This is a genomic window from Modestobacter sp. L9-4, assembly GCF_019112525.1.
Classification (GTDB): domain Bacteria; phylum Actinomycetota; class Actinomycetes; order Mycobacteriales; family Geodermatophilaceae; genus Modestobacter.
The window spans coordinates 173,127-193,261 of the sequence record NZ_CP077800.1 but is presented as its reverse complement, the minus strand read 5'-3'; the positions used below and the strand labels follow the sequence as shown (position 1 = coordinate 193,261).

Below are 20,135 nucleotides of genomic sequence, written 5' to 3'. Positions count from 1 at the left end.
GCACGGACGCAACACGGGTGACACCCCGCCGGACACAGAGCGGTCCTAGCGTGCGGGTGCATGACGCAGACGCTGTCCGGCCGCTCCGCCGACGGGCTCGACGTGCGCTCGGCGGCGGCCCGGCGGGTGCGCTACACCGCCGAGCTCACCGCGGCGCTGCCGCCCAGCGCGCCGTTCGAGGCCTGGCGGGCCGCCGGGGGCGACCTGGCGCCGGACTTCGCGCGGCTGCCGGCGCGCACCGGACTGTGGTCGCCGACCGAGGGCCTGCCCGCCGGGGCGGCCGGTGCCGCCGAGTGGCCGGCCCGGCGCGCGGTGCTGCGCGCCCGCTGGCGCCGCTGGCTGACGGGGACGACCCCGCCGGCCCCGCGCCGCACCCCGGTCCGGGTCACCGGGGTGACCACGGCCGGGGGCGTGGAGGTGCGCGAGCTCGTCGTCGGGGACGGCTCGTCGGTGCGGGCGCGGCTGCTGCTGCCGGTGCCCCCCGCCGGGGTGCGCCGCGACGTGCCGGTCTACCTGCTCCAGTCCAGCCACGGGCCCTGGGCCGAGGCGGCACTGGCCCGCGGGTGGGGCGCCTGCCTGGTGTCGGCCGCGGACGGCGACGACGACACCGAGGCCGTCGAGCGGGCGTTCCCCTCCTTCGTCGCCGGGCGGCTGGCCTGGCGCGCGTGGGCGCTGTCCCGGGTGCTCGACGCGCTGACCGACCAGCCCGGGGTCGACGCCCGCCGGGTGCTGGTCGGCGGGCACAGCCGCAACGGCAAGACCGCGCTGCTGGCCGCCGCCACCGACGACCGGTTCGCCGGCGTGGTCTCCAGCTCCAGCGGCGTGCTCGGCGCCATCCCCGCCCGGCTGTGCACCGACCGGCACTTCGGCGAGGGCGTGGAGCTTCTCACCCGCTACTACCCGGGCTGGTACCACCCGTCGCTGCGCTGGTTCGCCGGGCGCGAGCACCGGCTGCCCACCGACTCCCACGAGCTGCTCGCGCTCGCCGCGCCCCGGCCGGTGTTCGTGTCGGTGGCCGTGGCCGACCCGGTCGAGCGCGTCCCGGCCGCCCGCGCCGCGGTCGAGGCGGCCCGGGAGGCCTTCACCCTGCTCGGCCGGGGCGATGCGCTCGAGCTCGCGCTGCGGCCCGGTGGGCACCGGGCCGACGAGTCGGCGGTGGCCGCGCAGCTGGACTGGGCGCAGTCGGTGCTCGGCGGTCCGCCCCGCCGTCGCCTGTCGGCGCTCGTGGCAGCGGCGCCGGTCGCCTGGCCCGCCGACCGGGTCCGACCCGGTCCTCGGCCGGTGCGCGGTGCGGAGCTGCGCACCGCCGTCCGCGCCGCCCTCGGCCGGCCCGGGCGCGCGGTCGTGCCGCTGCCCCGCGCGGCCGAGCCGGGTCTGCGGACGGCGGACGGCGTGCCGGTCACCGTGCTGCGCCCGTCGGACGGCGGGAGCGGGCGGGGACTGGTGCTGTGGCTGGGCCCGCCCTGCGCGGCCACCGGCTGGCAGGCCGGCTACGAGCAGGCCGAGCCGCTGCCCGAGCAGCTGGCCGCCGCGGGCTGGGCGGTCGCCTGCGCCGACCCGGTGGGCAGCGGCGCGCGGTACGGGGAGCAGCCGGGGCGGGCGTCCTCGCCGCTGGGCCGGATGACCGCCGACGCGGCCGCCGTGGCCACCGTCGCGGCGGCCGCGACCGGCCACGACCGGGTGTGGGTCGCCGCCTACGGGACCGGGGCACTGGTGGCACTCCACCTGCTCGCCCTGGGCGCCGGGCCGCGCGAGGTGCCGGTGGCCGGTGCGGTGCTGGTCGCCCCCAGCTGCGGCGAGCCGTTGCTGCGCGCCCGTCCCGGCTACACCGTCGCCGACCTGCTCGCCGCGGCGGCCGACCGCCCGACGGTCGTGCTCGACCCGGCCTGGGACCCCGAGACGCCGGCCGGGGCGCTGGCCGCCGCCTGCCGCGCCGCCGGGGTGCCGCGCGTGCCGCTGGCCGACTGGCACCGGCTCTCCGGGGACACGCGGGCAGCCGTGCTCGGCTGGCTCGACGAGCACGGGCCGGGACGACCGCTCAGCGCCGTCCTGACGGCGGACGGAGGACGCGTCCCCACGTGGTGAGGTGGTCGCCGGCCGGCCCGGGGCCGATCAGGTCGGTCGGGGGCACGGCACGGGCGTCGACGGTGCGACGCCGGGGCTCGCGACCGTCCGCAGGGCATCGACCGCCCCGTCGGCACGGAGTGCGGCGCGCCCGGCTGTTGCCGGTGCCGCGGTGGTGCCCCACCCGCGCAGGGTCACGGACGCGGGCCCGAGGCCGGCGAGCGCTCCGATCCGGCGGGGAACGCCGGTGCCCGGCCTCAGGTCACCGGGACTGGGCGACGGGGGCGTCCTCGCTGTCGAGCAACCGGTCGAGGCCGGAGAGGTGCAGGGGCTCGGTGACCGGCCGGGCGTGGGTGGCCGCACGCGCGGTCACCGGGCGCTGGGCCGGGGTCGAGCGGGGCGTACGAGCCCCGGCGGCGTCGCTGGACGGGGCGCCGGCGACGGCGGTGCTGGTGCGCCGGCCGTCGGTGGGCTCGGCACTGGTGAACACCCACCGGCGGCTGGCGTAGAAGCGCCACAGCATGCCCAGCGCCAGCCCGACGACGTTGGCCGACAGGTTGTCGGCCAGCACGCCGTGCAGGTGCAGCAGGTAGTGGGAGACGGCGAGGCACCCCTCGGCCAGCGCCAGCCCGGCCCCGGAGATGGCCGCGAACTGCAGCAGCTGGCGGCGCTGGTCGTCCCGGCCCGGTCGGTGCGGCCAGGTCCAGCGCCGGTTCGCGTAGTAGGAGATGACGATGGTGACCAGGCCGGAGACGACCTTCGCCGACATGGGGCCGACCCCGACCGTGTGCAGGACCGTGAACAGCGCGATGTCGACCACGGCGTTGGCCGCCCCGATCATCCCGAAGGACCGGGCCTCCCGGAACAGGCCGGTCAGCTGGGCGGTCCGCTCGGCGGTGATCGGGAGCACGGTGATTAGGGACGGGCGGCCGGTGGGCGCTGCGGTGGTCATGGTCGGCCTTCCAGGGCGGGCGGGGACGTCGTGGGCGTCGGGTCGGAACAGGGGTGGGCGCGGGGTCCGGTACCGGCCCCGGGTCGGTTATCGGCAGGGAGCCGGCGCAGGAGCACCAGCCGCCGCGAGGAGCGGGACGGGACCGACGACGGTCAGGCTGGCCCGGTCGAGGAGGTCCCGGCGGGCCGGGACCGTCCCGGTCCACGGTCCGGCCGGGCTCGGCCGACACCGCCGAGGAGGCGGTCCCACCGGGTGAGGTGGTCGCTGACCGGGCCGGCGGAGAGCATCCCGCTGCCCGCGCCGGCGAGCTGACCGGCCGCGGGGGTCAACGCCGCCCGAGCCCACGCCAGCAGCTCTGTGTCGCCGACGGCCACCGCGGCGCTGCCGGCGAGCACCCACAGCGCCTCCATCAGCAGACCCGGCGGCGGGTCCGGCAGCCCGGACACCTCCACCGGCTCCCCGGCGGCCAGCCGGAGGTGCGGCTCCACCCAGGGTGCGTACGGTCCGGCCGGCCCGGCGGGGGTCACCGGCTCGCCGCGCGCCACCTGCCGGCAGGCCAGCGTCAGCGTCAGCAGCCCGTCGATGACCCCGGGCATCCCGGAGTCCTGCCGCAGCCGGGCCGCCGTCCGGAGCTGCTCCTCGGCGTCGGGGGAGTCCTCGACCGCCGCGCGCAGCGCCCGCCAGCCACCGGTGAAGACGCCGACCAGCGGGCGGTCGTGCGTGACGGCCAGGCGGTCGAGCAGGTCGGCGTGCTGCCCGGCCCCGGCCAGGTCGCCCAGGGCGCTGCGGGACTGCATGCGCACCAGGTGGCCGAGCACCAGGGAGTCGGTCAGACCGTGCCGCCCGGCCAGCTCCACCAGCTCCGCACCCAGGGCGTCGCGGTCGCCGGCGCGGCCGCAGCGGTCGAACACCTGCAGGGTGCGGGCGCCCAGCGCCACGGCCAGCAGCGCCGGGTCGCCCAGCTCCCGGGCCAGCGCCTCCGCCTCCCGGGCCGCCGCGGCACCGCGCGGGCCGGGCAGCCCCCGCGACTCGACGGCGACGGTGGCCAGCAGCCGCACCCGGACGGCGTCCGCGCCGGTCACCGGCAGCGCCCGTTCGGCGGCGGCGACCACTGCGGCGGCCTGCTCCGGGTCGTCGGAGGTGGTCCACACGCCGGGGACGTCGAGGTCGCCGACCACGCGGGCGGTCAGCAGCGGGTCGCCGATCTCCTCGGCGGCGGCGATGGTGGCCAGCCGCTGCTCCCGGGCCGCGGCCAGCCCCTCGGCGCCGGTGCGGGACAGGCTGCGCAGCAGGCCGACGGTGGCCTCCAGCCGCGCGCGTGGGCCGGCCGCCCGCTCCCAGGACGCGGTGGCCCGGGTCAGCGGGTCGTCGGCGAGCTCCAGCGCGGGCGCCTGGTGCAGCACGTCGCGTTCCAGGGCGGCCAGCTGCGGGCTCGGGTCCAGGCCCAGCTCGTCGACCAGCCGGCTGCGGGCCCGGCGCAGCACGGCCAGCGCGTCGGGTCGCCGTCCCGACCGGTAGAGGGCCAGGGCCAGCAGCCGCCAGCCCTCCTCCCGCCAGGGGTGCGCGCTGACGTGGGCGTCCAGCCCGGGGACGGCGTCGGCGGCCCGGCCGAGTGCCAGCCGGGCGGCGGCGGCCCGCTCGACGGCGGTGCTGTGCAGCTCGGTGAGCCGGCTGCGTTCCGGGCGGGCCCACGACCGGTCGCCGACGTCGGCGTAGGCCGGACCCCGCCAGCCGGCCAGGGCGTCCTCGAGCAGCGCCAGCGCCGCGGCCGGTGGGAGCCCGGCCGCCCGCTCGACGGCGGAGGTGAACGCGTCGGCGTCGGTCGCCGCCCGCAGCGCGTAGCCCGGGCCCTCGGTGACCAGCACCCGCGCCGGGGTGCGCGGCCGGCGGTCCGGCTCCAGACCGCGGCGCAGCGCCGCCACGAAGGTGCGGACGGCGGCGACCGCGCCGTCCGGGGGCCGTTCCCAGAGGGTGTCGACGAGGCTGCCGACCGGCACCACCTGCCCGTGCGCCACCGCGAGGCGGGCCAGCAGCTCCCGGTGGCGGGGACCGCCGAGGGGCAGCGGGGTGCCGTCGGCCCAGGCGGTCACCGGGCCGAGCACGCCCACGGTGGGGGTCACGGCGTGCTCATCGATCGCTCATCGGGTCGCGCCACGGTGGGGGCATGACACCGCAGATCCCCGGCTCCACCCTCCAGCGCGTCCCCGTCGCCGACGGCGTCAGCCTCTCCGCGGCGGTGCTCGGCAGCGGGCCGGCGCTCGTCCTGCTGCACGGCTTCCCGCAGACGCACCTCATGTGGCGCCACGTCGCCCCGGCGCTGGCCGCCGACCGCACCGTCATCTGCCCGGACCTGCGCGGCTACGGCGCCAGCGACGCCCCGGCCGAGGACGGTCCGGACACCTACAGCGCCCGCACCATGGCCGCCGACGTCGTCGCGCTGGCCCGCGAGCTCGGGCACGAGCGGTTCGCCCTCGTCGGCCACGACCGGGGTGCGCTGGTCGCCGTCCGCGCGGGGCTGGACCACCCCGACGTCGTCACCCACCTCGGCTCCCTCGACGTGCTGCCCACCCTGGACTCCTGGGACATCCTGCACGGCGTGCAGGCCGCGGTCGCCTGGCACCTGTACCTGATGGCCCAACCGCCCGGCCTCCCCGAGGCGATGATCACCGCCACCGCCGATGCGTTCTTCGGCTCCTTCCTCGACGCCTGGGGGAGTGCGGAGCTCTTCCCGGCCGACGTGCGCGCGGAGTACCTGCGGGCCAGTGCGGCCCGGGTGCCCTCGATCGTGGCCGACTACCGGGCCAGCGCCGGCATCGACGTCGAGCACGACCGCGCCGACCGGGACGCCGGGGTGCGGCTGACCATGCCGGTCGCGGTGCTGCAACAGGACTGGGGGAGCGCCCTGGGCTTCGACGCCGCTGCGCTGTGGGGCGCGTGGGCGCCGGACCTGGTGCACCGGACGGCGTCGGCCGGGCACTTCATGGCCGAGCAGGACCCCGACCTCGTCGTCGCCACCGTCCGGGATCTGCTGACCCGCTGAGCGCCGGGCCGGTACCGGGTGCCGCGACCGGTCAGCGCCACACGGTGGGCAGCTGCGTGGTGGCGGCGAACGGGTTGTCCCGGCGGCAGGCGGCCGGCACCCCGACGCCCTCCGGCGAGCCGGCGCACAGCAGCCGGGCCCGGGGGTCCTCCGGCGGGGCTTCCCAGGGGGCCCGGCTGCTGGGACCGTTGTCCTGCCCGGGCGGTGCCCCGACCGTCCTCGGCGGAGGGAGCCACCGTGGCCCGGTCACCTGCCGTCCCACCCCGCCCCGTACCCCGAGCTGGCCCGGTCGCGCGGCGCCGGCCGGGCGGCCCGGGGGAGCCCGCCACCGCGGTCGTGATCGGCGGGAGCATGGCGGGCCTGCTCGCCGCGCGGGTGTTGACCGACCACTTCCCCCAGGTCACGGTGGTGGAGCGGGACGAGCTCCCCGACGGCGCGGACGCCCGGCGGGGGGTGCCGCACGGGCGTCAGCTGCACGTGCTCCTCGCGCGTGGCCGGCAGAGCATCGAGCAGCTGTTCCCCGGCTGGGACGACGACCTGCTGGCGGCCGGGGCGGTCCGGCTGCGGGTGCCCGGCGACGTGCAGATGGTGACGCCCGTCGGGTCGATCGACCGGCGCGCGGCCGGCTTCGAGGCGCTGTCGGCGAGCCGGCCGCTGATCGAGGCCACCGTGCGCCGGCGGCTGTGCGCCCTGCCCGGCGTCACGCTCGTCACCGGCACCCAGGTGACCGGGTTGCGGGCCGGGGACGGTGGGGTCGTCGGCGTGGTGACCCGGGACCGCGACGGCACCGAGGCCGAGGTCGACGCGGACCTGGTCGTCGATGCGTCCGGGCGGGGCTCGCGGGCCTCGGCGTGGCTGACCGAGCTCGGGTACGGCACGCCCCAGCTGACCCTGATCGACCCCCAGCTCGGTTACGCCACCCGCAGCTACCGGGTCCCCGCGGGCTGCACCGCCGACTGGAAGGCGGCGATGGTGATGGCGCAGCCACCCTCGGCCCGGGTCGGCGGCTACCTGTACCCGGTCGAGGGCGGCCGGTGGATGCTGGCGCTGATGGGCACCGGGGCCGACCAGCCGCCCACCGACGAGGCGGGGTTCACCGCCTTCGCCCGCCGGCTGCCGCACCCGGTCATCGCCGAGGCGATCGCGGACGCCGAACCGCTGGGCCCGGCGTTCGCCCACCGGGGGACGACGAACCGGCGGTGGGAGTTCCACCGCATGCGGCGCTGGCCGGAGCGGTTCGTGGTCCTGGGCGACGCGGTGTGCGCCTACAACCCGGTCTACGGGCAGGGCATCACGACCGCGGCCCTGGGTGCGGAGACCCTGGACGAGTGCCTGCGCGACCAGCGGCGCCGGCTGCCCGACGGGCGGCTCGACGGCCTGGCCGCACGGTTCCAGCGACGCCTCGCGTGGCGGAACGTGCTGCCGTGGTCGGTCTCGACGAACCAGGACACGCGCTTCCCCACCGCTGGAGGTGCCCGGCCGGGGGTCGTGGCCCGGCTCCGGTACGGCTTCCTCGACCGGGTGCTGGCCGCCGCCACCCGGGACCCGGCGGTGGCCGACGTCGACATCCGGGTCTACGGGATGCTCGACCGCCCCACGGCGCTGCTGCGGCCGCACGTCCTGGCTGCCGCGGCCCGGACGGCGGTGGCCGACCGGCGGGACCGGCGTTCCGGCTGAGCCCGGGCGGTCCCGGTCGCTGCGAGGACGCCGGCCGGTCACTGGCAGGGTGGGCGCCATGAGCAGCTCCTCTCCCGTCGTGGTGGTGACCGGCGCCAACGGTCTGGTCGGCGCGGCCGTGTGCCGGGCCCTGGTGCAGCGGTCGGCGCAGGTGCGCGCCGTCGTCCGGCGTGCCGGCACCGCGCCCGCGCTGGCCGGGGTCGTCGAGCACGTCGGCGACTTCGCCGACGAGGCCTTCGCCGCCACCCTGGTCTCCGGCGCCGACGCCGTGGTCACGACCGTCCACCCGATGGGCTCGCCCCGCGACGTGCAGCACCGGGTGGCCGTGGAGGGGACGCCGGTCCTGGCCCGCGCGGCCCGCGACGCCGGCGTGGCCCGGTTCGTGCACCTGTCCACGGCCGGGGTCCACGACCGCTCGGCCGGCGTGGGCGACATCGCCGAGGACGGTCCGCTGCTCCCGGAGGGCAGCGGCGACTACCCCGACACGAAGTACGCCACCGACGTCGCGCTCGCCGAGGTCGGCGGTCTCACCACGGTGCTGGTCCGCCCGCCGGCGATCATGGGCGCGGGGGAGACGTCGGTCTGGAACACGCTGCGCCCGGAGGAGGCCCGGACCGGTGCGCGCCGGGAGAACCCCGCGCGGTCGTGGGCCTGGGTGCACGTCGAGGACCTGGCGGCCCTCGTCGCCGACCTCGCCACCGGCGCGATCGCCACCGCCGAGGACCCGGAGCAGGGCCCGGTGGCCGGCGGCACGACCGCCGTCCTGGTGGCGGGCGAGCCGGCGACGTGGGGGGACTACCTCGGCACGGTGACCGACGCCCTGGGCGTGGAGCCGGAGTGGACCGACGAGCCGGTGTGGACCGGGCAGCTGCGCACCGACCGGGCGCGCCGCTGGGGCTGGACGCCGCGGGTGGACCTGGCCCGGGCGCTGGAGGAGCTGCGGCAGGGCCTGACGCGCGGCTGACCTCCGGGCGGCCGGTGCTTGGATGCGCGGGGCAAGCACTTCCTCCCCGGACTGGAGCACCCGCACATGACACGCATCGACGGCAGGACCGCCGTGGTCACCGGCTCGGGCAACGGCATCGGCCGGGCCATCGCCTCGGCGCTCGCGGCGGCGGGCGCGCACGTGGTCGTCTCCGACGTGCTCGTCGACGACGGTGAGCGCACGGTCGCCGAGATCACCGCGGCGGGCGGGTCGGCGGCGTTCGTGGCCGCCGACGTCGCGGTGCCCGAGCAGGCCGCCGCGCTGATCGGCGCCGCCGTCGACCGCTTCGGCCGGCTCGACGTCCTGGTCAACAACGCCGGCGGGGGAGGTGCCCAGCTGCGGCTGCACGAGGTCGAGCCCGCCGACTTCGACCGGGTGGTCGCCGTCAACCTGGGCGGGACGTTCCTGTGCACCAAGTACGCGATCCCGCACTTCCTGGCCGCCGGGCAGGGCGCGATCGTGAACATCGCCTCGACCTACGGCCTGATCGGCGCCCCGAAGGCCCCGGCCTACTGCGCGTCCAAGGGGGCGATCATCAACCTCACCCGCCAGCTCGCCGTCGACTACGGCCCGGACGGCATCCGGGTCAACGCCATCTGCCCCGGCTACATCGACACCGGCCTGGGCCGCCGCGGGCCGACGCTGAGCGAGGAGGACTTCGCCGCGGCGACGGCGGTGCGCGAGCGGGCCGCCGCCCGCCAGCCCCTGGGACGTCAGGCGCAGCCGGCGGAGGTCGCCGCGGTGGCGCTGTTCCTCGCCTCGGACGCGGCGTCGTTCATGACCGGTTCGATCGTGCCCGTCGACGGCGGCTGCACGACCACCTTCAACTACGGCGACGCCAGCAACTGAGGCCTCCCGGCGGCCGGGACGTCCCGACCGGGGCGCCCCGGCCGGGCGGCGACCGCCGTGCCCGCCGGGTGTCACCCGATCGGGCGGAGGTGACGCTCCGTGGTGGGAATGCGGGCCTCAGGAGGATGGAACGCCCGAACGGGCGTCACCGCACTGCCTAGTCTCCGGACACCGACCGCACGCTCCGTGACGTGCGACCCGGACGAGGGAGACGACGACCGAGTGCTGCGCGACCTGATCCGCCATCCCATGACCCGTGTGACGGAAGTTGCCCGACGGGCGTCCCCCGTCGCCTCCGAGCGGGGGGAGGCCACCGGCTGGGCCTCGCTCGCCGGGCTCGCCGCGGTAGGCACCACGGCCATGGTGGCGAGGTACCACGACCTGCTCGTCCAGGCCCTCGTCACCGCCGTCGACACCCCACTCGACGGGCTGCCCGGCCTCTGAGCGAAGGGCCGGGGCCGCCGCCGCCGGGTGCCCGACCGTCCCGGCCGAGGCGCAGCGCCCCAGGAGTGTCGAGGTCGACGCCTCGAACACCGTCCCGGCCCGACGTGGTCGCGGCCCTGGTCGCCGGGGCCGCCCGCGCCCCGGCCGGCTCAGCCGCCTGGCTCAGAGCTGCCTGGCGCAGAGCTGCCGGGCGCAGAGCTGCCGGGCCCAGGGACGACGGAACCCCCAGCGGCCCGGAGGCCGCTGGGGGTTCTGTGTGCTGTGTCCGAGGGGGGACTTGAACCCCCACGCCCGATAAAGGGCACTAGCACCTCAAGCTAGCGCGTCTGCCATTCCGCCACCCGGACAGGTGAGGCGCCCCGTAGAGCGCCGTGGAAGAGCATAACCGAGGCCACGCCGGGCCCTGCGCAGGGGCCGGTGGCAGGATCGGCGGCATGTCGGAGACCAGCCCCACCCCGCTCGCCGGTGCCCAGTCCGAGGTCGCCGAGCTGCTGTCGGACCTCATCCGGATCGACACCACCAACACCGGCGACACCGCCACCAGCGCGGGGGAGCGCAAGGCCGCCGAGTGGGTCGCCGCCAAGCTCGACGAGGTCGGCATCAGCTCGGTCATCCACGAGTCCGAGCCCGGCCGGGCCAGCCTGGTCGCCCGGATCGAGGGCACGAACCGCGACCGCCCGGCGCTGCTGGTGCACGGCCACCTCGACGTCGTCCCGGCCGACCCCAGCGAGTGGAGCGTGCACCCCTTCGGCGGGGAGGAGCGCGACGGCTACATCTGGGGCCGCGGCGCGGTCGACATGAAGGACATGGACGCCATGACCCTCGCGCTCGTGCGCGACTGGGCCCGCACCGGCGTCAAGCCCGACCGCGACATCGTGCTGGCCTACGTCGCCGACGAGGAGGCCGGTGGCCGCAAGGGCGCGCACTTCCTGGTCGACGAGCACCCCGACCTGTTCGAGGGCTGCACCGAGGCGATCAGCGAGGTCGGCGGCTTCAGCATCACCGTCCGCGACGACCTGCGCCTGTACCTCGTGCAGACGGCGGAGAAGGGCCTGGGCTGGATGAAGCTCACCGCCGGCGGGAAGCCGGGCCACGGCTCCTTCGTCCACGACGACAACGCCGTCACCCGGCTGGCCGAGGCCGTCGCCCGGATCGGCTCCACCCGGCTGCCCACCGTGCTCACCCCGCCGATGCGGGAGTTCCTCGACGCGGTCGGCGACGCCTACGGCATCGCGATCGACCCGGACTCCCCGGAGGAGGCGCTGGCCCGCCTGGGCAGCATCAGCCGGATGATCGGCGCGGCGCTGCGCAACACCGCCAACCCCACGATGCTCGATGCCGGCTACAAGGCCAACGTCATCCCCGGCACCGCCAGCGCGACCATCGACGGGCGCTTCCTCTACGGGCAGGAGGAGGAGTTCGAGAAGCAGCTGGACGAGCTGATCGGCGAGGGCGTCACCCGCGAGTGGCTGGTGCACGACCAGGCCGTGGAGACCACCTTCGACGGCCCGACGGTCGACCTGATGGTCGAGGCGCTCAAGGCCGAGGACGCCGGCGCCCGCCCGGTGCCGTTCACCATGAGCGGTGGCACCGACGCCAAGAGCTTCGAGACCCTGGGCATGCGCTGCTTCGGCTTCTCCCCGCTCAAGCTGCCCGCCGAGCTGGACTTCGCCTCGCTGTTCCACGGCATCGACGAGCGCATCTCGGTCGACTCGTTGCACTTCGGCATCCGGGTCCTGGACCGCTTCCTGCGCAAGGTCTGAGGCCTCAGCCGCGCACCCGGACGGCGAGCAGGGCCACGTCGTCCGGGACCGCGCCGGCCATGCCCTCGAGCAGGACGTCGCACAGCTGCTCCAGCGGGCGCCCGGCCAGCGGGGTGAGCGCCTGGACCAGCCAGTCGGTGCCCTCGTCCAGCGTGCTGCCACGCCGTTCGACCAGCCCGTCGGTGTACAGCAGCACCGTGTCACCGGGCGTCAGCTGCACCGTGTGGTCGGTGCGCCGGGCCGTGGCGCTGATCCCCAGCAGCAGGTCGGCGGGTCGGCGCAGCACCGACACCGTGCCGTCGGCGGCGGCCAGCACCGGCGGGGGATGGCCGGCGTTGGACCAGGTGAGGGTCGTCGTCCCGCCGTCGCGGTCGGGGCGCACCGTCGCGGCGACGAGGGTCACCAGGGTGTCCACCCGCAGCTGCAGCAGTGCGCGGTCCAGCGCCGACAGCACCGCGGCGGGGGAGCCGGTCACGGTCGAGGCGATGCCGCGCAGCACGCCCCGGGCCTGGGCCATGGTGGCGGCCGCGGCGACGTCGTGGCCGGCGACGTCACCGATGACCAGCATGGTGTCCCCGTCGGCGAGCGGGAACGCGTCGTACCAGTCCCCGCCGACCTGGGCGTGCTGCATGGCCGGCAGGTAGCGCACGGCCAGCTCCAGCCCCGGGACCGCCGGCGGCTCGGTGAGCAGGCTGCGCTGCAGCGAGGCGGCCAGCTGGACGGCGGCCCGCGAGGTCGCCGCCTCGGAGTTCAGCCGCGCCAGCGCCGCCTCGCGCCGCAACCGCAGCGTGCACGCCAGCACCGCGATGGCACCGCTGACCACCATGCCCAGCAGGCGGAAGGACTGCCCCAGCACGGCCTCGCCGGTGTACTGCCGGTCGTAGAAGCCCAGCGCGACCGCCAGCGCCAGGGCCACGACGCCGTAGCCGATGGTGGCGCCCCGGCCCAGCACGACGGCTGCGACCAGGGGTCCCATCGCGAGCAGGCCGATGAGCACCTGCCCCTGGCCGCTGATGAGGTCGACCGCGGTGCAGAAGGCGAGGACGCCGATCGGCAGCAGGTGCCGCCTGCTCACCCGCCGGTCCACGTCGTGCCCCCACGTCCTCGTCCGGCTCGGCCGGCCGGGTGGCAGCGGCGAGGGACGGGAGCCTATCGTCGTCGGCCGCGCGTGCCCGGCAGCTCGGGCCAGGAGGGGCGGGTCAGATCATCGGGCGGGGCAGGTACGACAGCCGCGCGCGGCGCCGCATGATCACCTTGCGGCTGCCGTCGGCGAAGGCCTGCAGCCGGGCGAGCTCCCAGCCACCGGTGTCGGACTGCATGCTCATCAGCTGCGCAGCGGCCGAGCGGGAGATCCCGGCAGGCAGGCGCAGCGGGGCGTACTCGTAGTCGCCAGGCGATGACACGAGGCCGATTGTGCCCGCCGGACGCCGTCCGGTCACGTGGTGCTCACCACCCGGCCACCGGCGAGGGTGTCGTCGGGTGGCCACCCGGGCAGGGGATGAGGGCGCGGGCGCCGGCACCCCGGCCGGGCCCACCGACCAGCCAGGAGGCTCCCGTGACCGACCCCGAGGCCACCGACGCCGACCGCCAGGAGCAGCTGCAGACCGCCGTCGCCGACGGCCCCGAGCTCGCCGGTGAGGTCGTGCCCCCGGCCGACGACGTCCCCGAGGCCGACGGCATCGAGCAGCAGCTGACCGCCACCCCCGGGGGCACCACCGGCGCCCGCACCGGGGGCGTGGAGGCCGACGAGTTCGACGTGCTGGAGCAGCAGGCCGACGCCGGCGGTGACGAGGACGAGTTCCGCAGCTGAGCCACCGACGGCCAACCCCGGGCCGACCTGAGCCGGCCCGTGCGCTGCGGACGCACGAGCCGGCCAGGGGTCAGCGGGAGTAGTACTCCACGACCAGCTGCTCCTCGCAGATCACCGGGACCTCGTCGCGGCGCGGGCGGCGGGCGACCACGGCGCGCAGCTGCGACAGCTGCACCTCCAGGTAGGACGGGGCGGCGGCGTGTGCGCCGGAGGCCGCGACCTGGAACGGCGGCTTGCTCTTGCTCTTCTCGGCGATCTCGATGACGTCGTAGGGCTGCACCTGGTAGCTGGGCCGGTCGACGCGCGCGCCGTTGACCAGCACGTGCTGGTGGCTGACCACCTGGCGGGCCTGGTAGATCGTGCGGGCGAACCCGGCGCGCAGCACGGTGGCGTCCAGCCGGGCCTCCAGCTGGTGGGTGATCAGCTCCTCGCCGGTCTTCCCGCCGCTGCGCCGAGCCCGGTCGAAGGCCGAGCGCAGCTGCGTCTCGCTGATGTCGTACTGGGCGCGCAGCCGCTGCTTCTCCTTCAGCCGCGTCGAGTAGTCGCTCGCGACGCGGCGCTTGCGGCCGTGCTCACCCGGGGGGTACGGGCGGCGCTCGAAGTAGCGCACGTCCTTGGGGGTGAGCGGGATGCCCAGCGCGCGGCTGCGACGGACCTTGGGGCGGGAGCTGTTCACAGGACCTCCGAGTTCGGTTAGGCTCACCTTACCCCGATGACGAGTCGGCCCGAGCCCGGAGTGCCGCATGACACGATCGACCCGCCCCGCCGGCCCCGCCGCCCTGCGGCCGAGCAGCGCCGAGCGCGCCCGCACCGTGGCCGGTCACCCGGCCGCCGCGGTCTGCGCCGCCGGCATCGACGGCAGCCGGGTGCTCGCGCACACCACGACCGGCTCCGGGCAGGTGCTGCTCGTCGTCCCGACCGAGGGTGAGGTGTGCACGGCGGTGCGGAGGTCGGCCGACGGCGACCTCGCCGCGCTGCTGATGGTCACCGACCACGCGCCGGTGCCGCTGCGCGAGGCCGTCCGGGCCCAGGTCTGGCTGTCGGGCTGGCTGACGCCGGTCGAGCCCGCCGACCGGCAGGAGGCGCTGCTGGCCTTCGCCGACGTCGCCCCGGTGGGCGCGCTGCTCGACGTCGGCTCCACGGCCACGCTGCTGTCGCTGGACCTGGCGGAGGTGGTGCTGGGGGAGTGCGGCTCGGTCACCGAGCTCGACCCCGGCGACTACCTGGCCGCTGCCCCCGACCCGCTGGCCGAGGTGGAGGCGACCATGCTCCGGCACCTCGACGAGTCGCACCCCGAGCAGCTGGCCCTGCTGGCGTCGCGGGTGCCGGCGGAGTGGACCCGGGGCGGTGCGGCGCGGCCGCTGGGGCTGGACCGGTTCGGCTTCCGGCTGCGGTTCGAGCAGCCGGCCGGCCACCGGGACGTGCGGGTGCCGTTCGCGGCGCCGGTGTCCGGGCCGGCGGAGCTGGGTGCGGCGGTGCAGCGGCTGTTGTGTGCCGCAGAACGCGCCTGCCCGGGGCGCTGACCAGCAGGTCGGCGCCCCGGGCAGGGGTGGAGCAGGGAGCGGGGTGCGTCAGCGCACCGAGCGACGCCCGTTGCTCAGGCTCTCGGCCACGCCGATCAGCAGGAACGCCACGACGATGGCGACGATCGCGCCCAGGATGTTCAGCTCGCCGAAGTCACCGGTGCCGAAGGTGCTGGCCACCAGGCCGCCGACCAGCGAGCCCACGACGCCCAGGCCCAGGGTGGCCAGGATGCTGAGGTTCTGCTTGCCGGGCTTGATGAGCCGGGCGATCGCCCCGACGACCAGACCGAAGACGAGGAACGAGATGAGGCCAGTGATCATGGCGCTGTCAGTGCCCTCAAGATCACCGGGTCAAACGCCGCTCACCTGATCGGGTGGTCAGTCGGCCAGCTCCGCCAGCAGCGTCGCCAGCCGGGTGCGCCGCGGCCGGACGTCGACCTCGCGCACCGCGCGGGCCAGGGCCGCACCGCTGGCGTGCACGATCGACAGGTGCTTCTGCGCCCGGGTGAGCGCGGTGTAGACCAGCGGCCGGGACAGCATCCCGCCGGCCTCCGGGGGCAGCACGACGACGACGCCTGGCCACTCCGAGCCCTGCGCCCGGTGCACCGTGATCGCCCAGCCGTGGCGCAGGTCCGACAGCGCCGAGCCGTTGACCGTGACCGGGCCGGAGCTGAAGTCGACGTTCAGCGAGCCGTCACCGGTGCCGGTGACCACGCCGACCTCGCCGTTGGCGAAGCCGATGGGCTCCAGGTCCAGGTGGTTGGCGGTGGCCACCACCCGGTCACCGACGTCGAAGCCGAACACCGTGCCGTCGCCGGGGTTGAGCGCGGCCTTGAGCGCCTTGTTCAGCTCGATCGTGCCGGCCGGCCCGCGGTGCACCGGCGTCACGACCTGCACCGTGGCCGGGTCGATGCCCAGCGCGCGCGGGATGGAGTCGGTGACCAGCTGCACGACGCGGCGGGCCGCCTCGGCGCTGCCGGTGGCCGGCACGATGACGACCTCGCGGTCGGGGGACTCGACGTGCACCAGCTCGCCGCCCCGCACGCCGGTGGCCAGCCGGGCGATGGCGCCACCGGCCGCCTGCCGGTGCAGCGTGGTCAGCTCGGTGACCGGCACGGCACCGGAGTCGATCAGGTCACCGAGCACGTGCCCGGGCCCGATCGAGGGCAGCTGCGCCGGGTCGCCGACCAGCAGCAGGTGCGTGCCGTCGGGGCAGGCCTCCAGCAGCGCCGCGGTCAGCTCGATGTCGAGCATCGAGGCCTCGTCGACCACGACGACGTCGGCGTCCAGCGGCCACTCCTCGTTGCGGGCGAACCCGCCGGTCATGCCCTGGGCGCCCAGCAGCCGGTGCACCGTGACCGCCGGGTGGTCGGTGAGCTCCTCCAGCCGCTTGGCCGCGCGGCCGGTCGGGGCCGCCAGCGCCACCTCGGTGCCCTTGGCCTCCAGCAGCTTCACCAGCGAGGCCACGGTGCGGCTCTTGCCGGTGCCGGGACCGCCGGTCAGCAGCGACACACCCGCGCCCAGCACCTGGGCGACCGCGGCCTGCTGCGCCGGGTCCAGCCCCTTGGCCACCGAGCGCACCGACGCGGGGTCACCGATCCGCTGGCTCGTGGCCACCAGCCGGTGGACGTTCTCCGCCACGGCCTCCTCGGCCATGCCGTACCGGGCCAGCGACAGCATCCGCAGCGACGGGTCCGGCTCGGGGAACTCGTCGGCGTCCTCGTCGGGTTCCACGAACGGCGGCTCGTGGTCCAGCACGTCCCCGGACTCGACGGCGGCCAGCACGGCCGCGGCCGGGTCGGCGACCCCCTCGGCCTGCAGTGCGGCCACCACCAGGTCCGCGGGCAGCACGGTGTGCCCGTCGCGGGTGGCGGTGCGCAGCGTGAGGGAGACGATCGCCCGGCCGCGGCGGGAGTCCTGCCGGTCGGCACCGGACAGCACGGTGATGGCCAGCCGGTCGGCGTCGGCGAGGGTGACGCCGGTGAGGCCCAGCAACGCCCACGGGTCGTCGCGCAGCCGGCGGGCGGCGTCGGGACCCAGGGTGTCGGCGGAGCTGACCGCGAGGCGGGCGTTGAGCCCGGCACCCACCAGCAGCTCCACCACCTCGTAGGTGGGGCCCGCGGCCAGGAACGAGCTGAACAGCCGCTCGGCCCGCTGCCGGCCCACCCGGGGCAGCTTCTGCAGCCCGTCGGCGGAGACGTCGTCCGGGCTGGTGATGCCGGCGGCGGGCAGCTCGGCCGCCGCGCGCTTGCCCAGGCCCGGCCACAGGCCGGCGGTGCAGAAGGCGGCGAAGACCGGGTCGGACGTGGGTGCGGGGGTGGTCATGAGTGGTCCGGCCGCTGGTCGGGATAGGAGAAGTGCGGCGCCGAGACGTCGTCCAGCGCGGTGACGATGGCCGGGGGCAGCCGCACGCCGTCGGCGTCCAGTGTCTCCTGCAGCTGCGCGGCGGTGCGGGCGCCCACGATCGGTGCCACGACGCCGGGCCGGTCGCGCAGCCAGGCCAGCGCGACGCCCAGCGGGCTGGTGCCCAGCCCCTCGGCGGCGGTGACCACCGCCTCGACCACGCGGTCGGCGGAGGGGGAGTGCAGGCGGGTGAGGAACCCCTGCCACTGCGGGGACGCCGCCCGGGAGTCCTCCGGGGTGGCGTGCCGGTACTTGCCGGTCAGCAGCCCGCGGCCCAGCGGCGACCAGGGCAGGACGCCCAGCCCGAGCGCCTCCGCGGCCGGGGTGACCTCGCGCTCGACCCCGCGCTGCAGCAGCGAGTACTCGACCTGGGTGCTCACGACCGGGGTGCGGCCGGGCCAGGCCCGCTGCCAGGTCGCGGCCTGCGCGGTCTGCCAGCCGGAGAAGTTGCTGACCCCGATGTAGCGGGCCCGCCCGGAGGACACCGCGAGGTCGCAGGCGGCCAGCGTCTCCTCCAGCGGGGTCGCGTCGTCCCAGGCGTGCAGCTGCCACAGGTCGACGTGGTCCAGGCCGAGGCGCTCCAGCGAGGCGTCCAGTGCCGCCAGCAGGTGACCGCGGGAGGCCCCGCGCCCCATCGGCCGCGGCCCGGTGCGCCCGCCGGCCTTGGTGGCGACCAGCACGTCGGCGCGCGGGACGACGTCGGCCAGCAGCCGCCCGAGGGTGCGCTCGCTCTCCCCGTCGGCGTACACGTCGGCGGTGTCGACCAGCGTGCCGCCGGCGTCGACGAAGGCCGTGAGCTGCAGCGCTGCCTCGTCCTCGTCGGTGTCCCGGCCCCACGTCATGGTGCCCAGCCCGAGCCGGGAGACCACGAGCCCACTGCGCCCGAGCGCCCGCTGTTCCACGACCGGTCAACCTACCGGTGCCCACCGACACCGACCCTCCGGCGACGCGGTGCCGGGGCGGCGTGCACGGTGCTGCCAGCCGCACCCCCTAGGGTGCCTGCCGTGCCATGCCCTCACGCCGTCGTCCCGTCCGCCCCCGTCCCCGCCCGGCAGGGCTGACCCGTGGGCTGGTTCGAGGCCGCGTTCCTGGGTCTGGTGCAGGGGCTCACCGAGTTCATCCCGGTCAGCTCGAGCGCCCACCTGCGCATCGTCGGTGACCTCTTCGGCTGGGACGACCCGGGTGCGGCGTTCACCGCGATCATCCAGATCGGCACCGAGCTCGCGGTGCTCATCTACTTCCGCAAGGACATCGTGCGGATCATCCGGTCCTGGGTGGGCTCGCTGCTGCACCGCGACCGGCCGCGCGACGCCGACGCCCGGATGGGCTGGCTGATCATCGTCGGCAGCATCCCGATCATCGTGCTGGGCCTGCTGCTGCAGGACCAGATCGAGACCACCTTCCGCGACCTGCGCATCGTCGCGATCGCCCTGGTGCTGTTCTCCCTGATCCTCTACGCCGCCGACCGGATGAGCAGCGGCCGGCTCGAGCTCGACGACCTCACGCCCAAGCACGGACTGGTCTACGGCTTCGCCCAGGCCCTCGCGCTGATCCCCGGCGTCTCCCGCTCGGGCGGCACCATCACCGCCGGGCGGTTCCTGGGCTACTCCCGGGAGGCCGCGGCCCGCTACTCGTTCCTGCTGGCCATCCCCGCCGTCCTGGGCTCGGGCCTCTACCAGGTGCAGCAGTCCCTGGACGGCGGCATCGAGTGGGGCCCGACGCTGCTGGCCACGGTGATCGCCTTCGGCGTCGGCTACGTCGTCATCGCCTGGCTGCTGCGCTACCTGGCCAAGGGCAGCTTCACCCCCTTCGTCGTCTACCGCGTCGCGCTGGGCCTGCTGCTGCTGGTCCTGGTCGGCGCCGGGGTCCTCGACCCCAAGTGATGCCGCACGACCGGCCTAGGCTGCGCTGGTGACCACCGTCATCCTGCTCAGGCACGGCCGGACGACGGCCAACACCGCCGGCGTGCTCGCCGGCTGGACCCCCGGCGTCCAGCTCGACGAGACCGGGCAGGGGCAGGTGGCCGCGGTCGCCCAGCGGCTGGCGGCCGTGCCGCTGGCGGCGGTGGTGAGCAGTCCGCTGGAGCGCTGCCAGCAGACCGCCGGCGCCGTCCTGGACGCCCAGCGCGCGGCCGGACGCGCGATCGAGCTGCAGACCGAGGACCGGCTCGGCGAGGCCCGCTACGGCGACTGGACCGGCCGGCCGATCAAGGAGCTGGCCAAGGAGCCGCTCTGGAAGGTCGTGCAGCAGCACCCCTCCGCGGCGGTCTTCCCCGGCGACGAGGGGGAGGGGCTGGCCCAGACCCAGGCCCGGGCCGTGGCCGCCGTGCGGGAGTGGAACGCCACCCTGGGGCCCGACGCCGTCTGGGTGGCCTGCAGCCACGGTGACGTCATCAAGGCCGTCCTGGCCGACGCGTTCGGCATGCACCTGGACTCCTTCCAGCGCATCGTCGTCGACCCCGCCTCGATCTCGGTGGTCACCTACACCGACACCCGCCCCTTCGTCGTCCGGGTCAACGACACCGGCGGCGACGTCGCCGCGCTGATCCCGCCGAAGAAGCGCGGCCGGCGGAAGACCTCCGACGCGGTCGTCGGCGGCGGCGCGGGCAGCGGCGCCGCGTAACCT

The 20,135-nt window shown here is 76.4% G+C and carries 19 protein-coding genes and 1 tRNA gene; 11 read left to right on the top strand and 9 right to left on the bottom strand.

What is annotated here, in order from left to right; all coding sequences use genetic code 11:
* Positions 1-60 precede the first annotated feature (60 nt).
* Entirely contained in the window at positions 61-2,085 is a 2,025-nt protein-coding gene (locus tag KUM42_RS00900; protein WP_237494439.1) for a serine aminopeptidase domain-containing protein, read from the top strand.
* Positions 2,086-2,326: 241 nt separating this feature from the next.
* On the opposite strand, the gene KUM42_RS00895 is transcribed toward KUM42_RS00900, so the two are convergent.
* Both KUM42_RS00895 and KUM42_RS00890 read right to left on the bottom strand, forming a co-directional pair.
* Positions 2,327-3,016 (bottom strand): GtrA family protein, encoded by a 690-nt coding sequence (locus KUM42_RS00895; RefSeq protein WP_237494438.1) that lies wholly within the window; start codon positions 3,014-3,016, stop codon positions 2,327-2,329.
* Positions 3,017-3,168: 152 nt separating this feature from the next.
* Positions 3,169-5,136, bottom strand: a complete 1,968-nt coding sequence (locus KUM42_RS00890; RefSeq protein WP_237494437.1) for a BTAD domain-containing putative transcriptional regulator — start codon at positions 5,134-5,136, stop codon at positions 3,169-3,171.
* 44 nt (positions 5,137-5,180) lie between these two features.
* On the opposite strand from KUM42_RS00890, the gene KUM42_RS00885 reads away from it, so the two are divergent.
* The 5 genes from KUM42_RS00885 (at position 5,181) to KUM42_RS00865 (ending at position 10,011) form a co-directional block, all read left to right on the top strand.
* Positions 5,181-6,056, top strand: a complete 876-nt coding sequence (locus KUM42_RS00885) for an alpha/beta fold hydrolase (protein ID WP_237494436.1) — start codon at positions 5,181-5,183, stop codon at positions 6,054-6,056.
* An 18-nt stretch (positions 6,057-6,074) separates the two neighbouring features.
* Positions 6,075-7,733 (top strand): FAD-dependent oxidoreductase, encoded by a 1,659-nt coding sequence (locus KUM42_RS00880; RefSeq protein ID WP_370629327.1) that lies wholly within the window; start codon positions 6,075-6,077, stop codon positions 7,731-7,733.
* Positions 7,734-7,791: 58 nt separating this feature from the next.
* Positions 7,792-8,697, top strand: coding sequence for an NAD(P)-dependent oxidoreductase (locus KUM42_RS00875; protein ID WP_237494435.1), 906 nt, complete (start codon positions 7,792-7,794; stop codon positions 8,695-8,697).
* Positions 8,698-8,763: 66 nt separating this feature from the next.
* Entirely contained in the window at positions 8,764-9,567 is an 804-nt protein-coding gene (locus KUM42_RS00870) for an SDR family NAD(P)-dependent oxidoreductase (protein WP_237494434.1), read from the top strand.
* A gap of 258 nt (positions 9,568-9,825) precedes the next feature.
* A complete protein-coding gene (locus KUM42_RS00865; RefSeq protein ID WP_237494433.1) occupies positions 9,826-10,011 on the top strand; it encodes a hypothetical protein in 186 nt (61 codons plus the stop codon).
* A gap of 262 nt (positions 10,012-10,273) precedes the next feature.
* On the opposite strand, the gene KUM42_RS00860 is transcribed toward KUM42_RS00865, so the two are convergent.
* Positions 10,274-10,358, bottom strand: a tRNA-Leu gene (locus KUM42_RS00860).
* Positions 10,359-10,445: 87 nt separating this feature from the next.
* On the opposite strand from KUM42_RS00860, the gene KUM42_RS00855 reads away from it, so the two are divergent.
* On the top strand, positions 10,446-11,774 hold the full coding sequence (locus KUM42_RS00855; RefSeq protein WP_237494432.1) for a M20/M25/M40 family metallo-hydrolase: 1,329 nt from the start codon (positions 10,446-10,448) through the stop codon (positions 11,772-11,774).
* A 4-nt stretch (positions 11,775-11,778) separates the two neighbouring features.
* Here the strand turns inward: KUM42_RS00855 and KUM42_RS00850 are convergent, their stop codons facing one another.
* Together KUM42_RS00850 and KUM42_RS00845 are read right to left on the bottom strand one after the other, a co-directional pair.
* Entirely contained in the window at positions 11,779-12,849 is a 1,071-nt protein-coding gene (locus KUM42_RS00850) for a PP2C family protein-serine/threonine phosphatase (protein ID WP_237494431.1), read from the bottom strand.
* A 124-nt stretch (positions 12,850-12,973) separates the two neighbouring features.
* Positions 12,974-13,177, bottom strand: a complete 204-nt coding sequence (locus tag KUM42_RS00845; protein ID WP_237494430.1) for a DUF5703 family protein — start codon at positions 13,175-13,177, stop codon at positions 12,974-12,976.
* A 152-nt stretch (positions 13,178-13,329) separates the two neighbouring features.
* Here KUM42_RS00845 and KUM42_RS00840 point away from each other — a divergent pair, with 152 nt between their 5' ends.
* Positions 13,330-13,584: a hypothetical protein gene (locus tag KUM42_RS00840; RefSeq protein WP_237494429.1), complete on the top strand. Its 255-nt coding sequence runs from the start codon at positions 13,330-13,332 to the stop codon at positions 13,582-13,584.
* A 70-nt stretch (positions 13,585-13,654) separates the two neighbouring features.
* On the opposite strand, the gene rpsD is transcribed toward KUM42_RS00840, so the two are convergent.
* On the bottom strand, positions 13,655-14,260 hold the full coding sequence (gene rpsD / locus KUM42_RS00835; protein ID WP_237494428.1) for a 30S ribosomal protein S4: 606 nt from the start codon (positions 14,258-14,260) through the stop codon (positions 13,655-13,657).
* A gap of 67 nt (positions 14,261-14,327) precedes the next feature.
* On the opposite strand from rpsD, the gene KUM42_RS00830 reads away from it, so the two are divergent.
* Positions 14,328-15,107 (top strand): DUF2470 domain-containing protein, encoded by a 780-nt coding sequence (locus KUM42_RS00830; RefSeq protein WP_237494427.1) that lies wholly within the window; start codon positions 14,328-14,330, stop codon positions 15,105-15,107.
* A 48-nt stretch (positions 15,108-15,155) separates the two neighbouring features.
* Here KUM42_RS00830 and KUM42_RS00825 read toward each other — a convergent pair whose 3' ends face one another.
* From KUM42_RS00825 to KUM42_RS00815, 3 genes are read right to left on the bottom strand one after another with little or no spacing between them, the layout of a single operon-like run.
* Entirely contained in the window at positions 15,156-15,428 is a 273-nt protein-coding gene (locus tag KUM42_RS00825) for a GlsB/YeaQ/YmgE family stress response membrane protein (protein WP_237494426.1), read from the bottom strand.
* Between the two features lie 57 nt (positions 15,429-15,485).
* Positions 15,486-17,432, bottom strand: a complete 1,947-nt coding sequence (locus KUM42_RS00820; RefSeq protein ID WP_237494425.1) for an AAA family ATPase — start codon at positions 17,430-17,432, stop codon at positions 15,486-15,488.
* Positions 17,429-18,412, bottom strand: a complete 984-nt coding sequence (locus tag KUM42_RS00815) for an aldo/keto reductase (protein ID WP_237494424.1) — start codon at positions 18,410-18,412, stop codon at positions 17,429-17,431. Before KUM42_RS00815 ends, KUM42_RS00820 begins: the two co-directional genes overlap by 4 nt.
* Positions 18,413-18,574: 162 nt before the next feature.
* On the opposite strand from KUM42_RS00815, the gene KUM42_RS00810 reads away from it, so the two are divergent.
* Positions 18,575-19,393: an undecaprenyl-diphosphate phosphatase gene (locus tag KUM42_RS00810; protein WP_237494423.1), complete on the top strand. Its 819-nt coding sequence runs from the start codon at positions 18,575-18,577 to the stop codon at positions 19,391-19,393.
* Positions 19,394-19,421: 28 nt separating this feature from the next.
* On the top strand, positions 19,422-20,132 hold the full coding sequence (locus KUM42_RS00805; protein ID WP_237494422.1) for a histidine phosphatase family protein: 711 nt from the start codon (positions 19,422-19,424) through the stop codon (positions 20,130-20,132).
* Positions 20,133-20,135: the final 3 nt, after the last annotated feature.